Annotated in this window: 5 protein-coding genes; 1 reads left to right on the forward strand and 4 read right to left on the reverse strand. The window is 41.4% G+C overall.

Features of this window, described 5'->3' with window-relative positions; translation table 11 throughout:
- Positions 1–408: 408 nt before the first annotated feature.
- The 4 genes from IM500_RS02410 to IM500_RS02425 all read right to left on the reverse strand — a co-directional run bounded on the left by IM500_RS02410 (position 409) and on the right by IM500_RS02425 (position 4,946).
- Entirely contained in the window at positions 409–2,895 is a 2,487-nt protein-coding gene (locus IM500_RS02410; protein WP_287737563.1) for a tetratricopeptide repeat protein, read from the reverse strand.
- A gap of 338 nt (positions 2,896–3,233) precedes the next feature.
- Positions 3,234–3,575 (reverse strand): DUF565 domain-containing protein, encoded by a 342-nt coding sequence (locus IM500_RS02415; protein WP_190721685.1) that lies wholly within the window; start codon positions 3,573–3,575, stop codon positions 3,234–3,236.
- Between the two features lie 2 nt (positions 3,576–3,577).
- Positions 3,578–4,189, reverse strand: coding sequence for a DUF3611 family protein (locus IM500_RS02420; RefSeq protein ID WP_002800798.1), 612 nt, complete (start codon positions 4,187–4,189; stop codon positions 3,578–3,580).
- 73 nt (positions 4,190–4,262) lie between these two features.
- Entirely contained in the window at positions 4,263–4,946 is a 684-nt protein-coding gene (locus IM500_RS02425) for a J domain-containing protein (RefSeq protein WP_287737564.1), read from the reverse strand.
- A gap of 90 nt (positions 4,947–5,036) precedes the next feature.
- On the opposite strand from IM500_RS02425, the gene IM500_RS02430 reads away from it, so the two are divergent.
- On the forward strand, positions 5,037–5,156 hold a 120-nt coding region (locus tag IM500_RS02430; protein WP_287237657.1), incomplete at its 3' end, for a helix-turn-helix domain-containing protein.

Raw genomic sequence — 5,156 nt, forward strand, 5'->3', positions numbered from 1 at the left:
AGCAAAATCGGATGATTTAAAACAACATCTTACCCTAGAAAATTTAACCCGTATGATGAGGGAATTAGGGGGAGAATGGGAACTTACCCTTAAATTTCCTGAGCAACAAGTGATTAAATTAAGTAGTGAGCGCCCGTAGTTTCGTAGGTTGGTTTGAGCGAATAAATATGTTAAAGAAACCCTCTCAATTCTCAGGGAAAGCGAAACCCAACACCCAACACCTAAATCCGTCTGAATCTTTTTGTTGGGTTGCCTTGGGTCTATAGTTGGGTTTCCTTACGTCAACCCAACCTTGTATGATGATTAGCGGCTAATTGATCGGCAATAAGAGACTCCCCCGCTCTTTGAAGGCTTGAAATAGCCAAGTCTTGAAGTCTTTGTCAAAAATTAGCTTATTTTTTCGAGAAATTACTGCATTTTTAACATCCATTCTACCGCGCGTTCATACAGTTCTAAATTACCAGTTTTTATCAAAGCATTAGCGGCTTTTTGCAAATAGTTAAGGCTCGCTACTCGACTACTAGGATTTTTATCGTCGTAGGTGGCAAGCGCCAAATTATAATAAGCTTCGCCATAATTTGGCTGATAAGTAATTGCTAATTGATAATCGGTGATCGCTTCCTTCTTATCGCCCATTTTTTCCTTAACTAAACCTCGATTATAGTAAGCTTCAGCATAGTTAGACTGGAGAGAAATAGCCATATTTAAATCCTCCAAAGCACTGGCATTATCTCCCAAATCAAAGCGAATAACTCCCCGGTTATTATAGGCAATAGGATTATTGGAATTCAAGCTAACTGCCTTATCTAAATCCTCTAAAGCACCCTCCTTGTCCCCAGTTTGTCGTCGAATAATACCACGATTATTATAGGCGATCGGATTCTCCGATATTCTCGGTGTTACTTGTACATTATCGGGAATAGTAGCGGTATCAGTGCGTGCATTTCCCCGATTACTATACGCTGTCACATCGATAGGATTAATGCTCAAAGATTGCAGGTAATCTGTAATCGCTACTTGGTCATCTCCCACGTCAGCGCTACTATTACCACGACTATAGAAAATTCTCGCATCACGGACTTTTTGTAGGAATACATTATAATCCTCGATCGCTCCCTGTTTATCCCCTTTTTCAAAACGCGCATTAGCCCGTTTATGATACCCTTCTGGATCGTTAGGATGGGCAACTATATAAGTAGTATAATCTCTTTCGGCCGCAGCAAAATTTTTCAGAGCAAAATAAGCATCTCCCCGGGCTTGAGCATGACAAGAGACATTATAATTAGGACGAAAATCGGTTTCTCTGGAGTTATAAAAATAATTTCTGTCGGCAGATTCTCGGATATTTTCGCTACAGACAGATCGAGAAGTAAAACTAGGTGTATTAATCCCATCATCTTGGGCTAAGGCAATATTATAATTATCTACTGCCTCCTGATAACGACCCAATTTATACAGCACTAATCCCCGATGATAGTGAGCGGCTGCATCATGACGATTTCGTGCTACTGCCGCAGTAAAATCCTCTAAGGCTCCTGCGTATTCTTGATATTTATTGGCTCGCATTAACCCCCGATATACATAGGCTTTTGCGTCTTGGGGTTGCAGATAAATTGCTTGGTTATAATCTTGAATTGCCCCTTGATTATTGTTGAGTCTTAGGTGAGCATAACCCCGTTTAAGAAATGCTCTAGAATGGGGAATTTTATCGTAGTTGGGATTAATACGGATGACAAGTGCTAAGTCTTTGATGGCTCCATTATAATACTCGATCGCTGTTTGATACCCTTGGGGGGAATTAGAAGATAAATTGGCTAATTCGACTTCCTCGTCAGCCATTTCAATTTGTACTCTGGCACGGTTTTGATAACTGCTAGGAGCATTCTTGGCTAAAAATAGTTTGGGTGAGCATTTTAAAACGATTTTATAATCCTTAAAAGCCTCTCGTTTTCTCCCTATCTTTTCTAAAGCTATGGCCCGATTATAATAGAGTTCAATTAGATCGGGTTGGTATAAAATAGCCAGATCATAATCTTTGATAGCCTCTGCATAATTTCCCCACTGAGAGTATAGCTGTCCTCGATGATAATAGCCGCGATAATTTTCAGTTTCATAACCGATAAAACGCTGATAATAATCTAAAGCCAAGGATTGATGATCGAGCAAAGACGCAACACTTGCTAGGTTAAAGTAAACTTCACTTTCATTGGGATTATATTTAAAGGCTTGCCGAAAATCTGCTTGAGCAGCTTCTAATAATTTTAGCTGATGCTGCTTCCTTATTGGCCTTTCTGACTCAATAAGGGGTGTTTCTTCCTCAATAACAGGGATTTCCTCAACTATAGGTTTTTTTTCCTCAATAACAGGGATTTTCTCAACTATAGGCGTTTCTTCCTCAATAACAGGGATTTCCTCGGCTATAGGGGTTTCTTCTTCCTCCATCGCCATGGCTAACTTTAACTTACCTCTTTGATAATAGGCTTGAGCTAGTAACTGTCGATCTTTGAAGGCGGGAGCATTATAATTACTATACCAAATGTATTGACTGAAATCATCGAGCGCACCGTTTCGATCGTTGATTTTTTCTCGCGCCATTCCCCGTTGAAGATAAAGTTTAATCGTACCAGGATCGCTAGGATAGACTCGCAGAGTGGCTGAATAATTAGCAATTTCTCTTTTAAGAGCATTAGTATCAACTTCTTCCCTAGAAATAACGGGACATTGTAGGTTTTCTACTGCTTTAACTGAGCTAACTTCTAAACCCAATAATTCCCAAAACAACAGGGGAGACAATAAAAATATTTTTCTAAAAAGCTTGACATTTAAACGATTTTGTGCGGGGGGGGTAACGGCTTGCTCTGTCAGGGTTTTAGCGATTAAGGATTGTTGTGGCATGATGATTAAAAAAATTTGCCCTAAATATAATTTGGTAATTTAATTATAACTGAACTTCTCCCGTATGAATATATTAGCCATGGCTAAAAGTCTTACAGAGCCTATGCTAAAGCTGGGTAATTTTAATGTACTAATGAGAATGAACGTCTGAAATCCTTATTTTCCTGAGAAGCGCCATGGAGTAAGGGTATCGTTGGGCAGCTTAACTAATACACTTGTTCTGTCTAGGCTGGCTACGATTGCTCGCTGCCGGTCGGCACTTAAGGGCAAGGTTTCCACTTTCCCCGACTGGCTCCTGAATCCTCACCCCACCAAGAAACATTTTCAGCCAACCCTATTTAAGAGCCAATTTTAAAGGCTTCTAGAAATAAACTATAGGTGATACCAATTTTGAGTAAATTGAAAGATTCTCGCAGAATCGGTGCGGGTTTAGCCTGAGAACTTTTTCGGTAAACAATCCGGCTAATCGCCTCCGTAAACAGCACTAATAAACCGGCCGCGGTGACATCCCATTGAGCAGTTTGTCCAGCAGTGGTGACAATTGCTTGACCAGAAAAAATTCCAAATAAAACACAAATTATCTGTAGGGAAATCCGCCGCCAAGGATTACCAAAAAAGCGATTAAATCGACTGCTGGTGACATTAGCCAGCGTACTCAAACGGGTGCGTTGCATGGCCATATTTATTTAGAAGTAATACGATTAAGAAGCCACAAAGAAGTAACGATACCAGTAAAGTGAGCGAGAATTGTATTAGTATTAGCCTGCACAATTAACAGGTCAACCGAATTAACAAATTGACTGGGGTTAGAGGCAACATTAAAAGTACCTTGGGGAACATTGAGGGATTTAATTAAGACGATTCCCGCTAACGCTTGCGCTCCCAAAATCGTTAAAAACATCCCGATAATATTAGCGATTAAACCCTGACGGATTAACTGAATAGTATCGGATTTTTTCGGGCGACTATCTTGATCACCTCTCAACATTTGACGGGCAATTTTCATGTAACGAGAAGAAAAGAAAATGGCGACCACCAAGAAACCAGCCCCACCAATGGCACATAAAACACCGATTTCAATGCCAGAAGTGCGTTGTCTCGTCCCTAATAAACTAGCGGTAGCAATCAGTAATAAAACCCCTGAAATTACGCCCAGGACAATCTGCGTCCAAAAACCGATTCTTCCCTGACGTAAAAGGATATTAGCAGCCCGTTGGACGGCGGGAGGCAAGGAATAAAGATCAGAATCTCTAGGGGTGGATATATTGGTAATTTCTGATTGTTTGTCTCTCATCGGGGTTAAGCTAGGGTTGGGTAAATCTGGTCTTGATCTATTTTCGTCTTTTTTTTTGCCCATGGCTAGAGATTTAATTTTGGCACTGACTGGCTATCTGTTTAGCTTCCACCTGTAAACGCTGGGCCATGCGAAACATTTCTTGACCGGTGTGGAGAGAGTGATCGTCGTAGTTAAGGGTAAAGGTTTCTAATTCTTCTAGTCCGTCAGTGAGATGATTGAGACAGTAGTAAAGAGAAGCGGCCACTTTGGCCATTTTGGCAGGGTTGGGCCTTTGGCAAAAGAGGGTTTTGGCTCGATCGAGATTTTGGCGACAGGTTTCTAGATAGTCTTGAAAAACAGCCATTAACTGATCATCGAAGGGATCGGCGGATAGGTGATCGATCTGACCTTTGAGAGGCCGGATAATTTGACCGATCAGGCGATTAATCGGGCTATAGGTCTGGTTATACCACTGTTTGACCAAGACCTCGTCTTCCTGGACTGCCTCTTTGTAACGATGGTAATTTGCCTGGGCGGTGGCAGTGCGTTGGACGCGGGGAGAATTGGCGATTATTTGGTTATCGTAGTCCTTTCTTAGCCTCGGATCGCTTAAAATCTCGTAGGCGGCGTTAATAGCGACGATTTTATCGTGACTGGCACTATCGTTTTGACTATCGGGATGGAATTGTCTGGCTAAACGCCGATAGGCCTGTTTAATCTCGTCAGGGGTCGATTTATGGCTGATTTCTAAGGTTTGGTAGTGGTTGCCGGTCATCGAAAATTTGGGTCTGAAACCCCGTCGTAGAACGACGGCTTTACTGTTAAATATTAGAACATTTACGAAATATATGCTAAAATGTGAGGCATGGAAAAAGCCTATTCGTTTCGATTTTACCCCACACCAACACAAGAGTCGCTATTGCGGCGCACATTGGGCTGTGTAAGATTAGTTTACAATAAAGCTCTCCACGAACGAACACAAGCA

It is taken from the genome of Microcystis sp. M179S2 (assembly GCF_020245805.1).
In the GTDB taxonomy this organism is placed as follows: Bacteria; Cyanobacteriota; Cyanobacteriia; order Cyanobacteriales; family Microcystaceae; genus Microcystis; species Microcystis aeruginosa.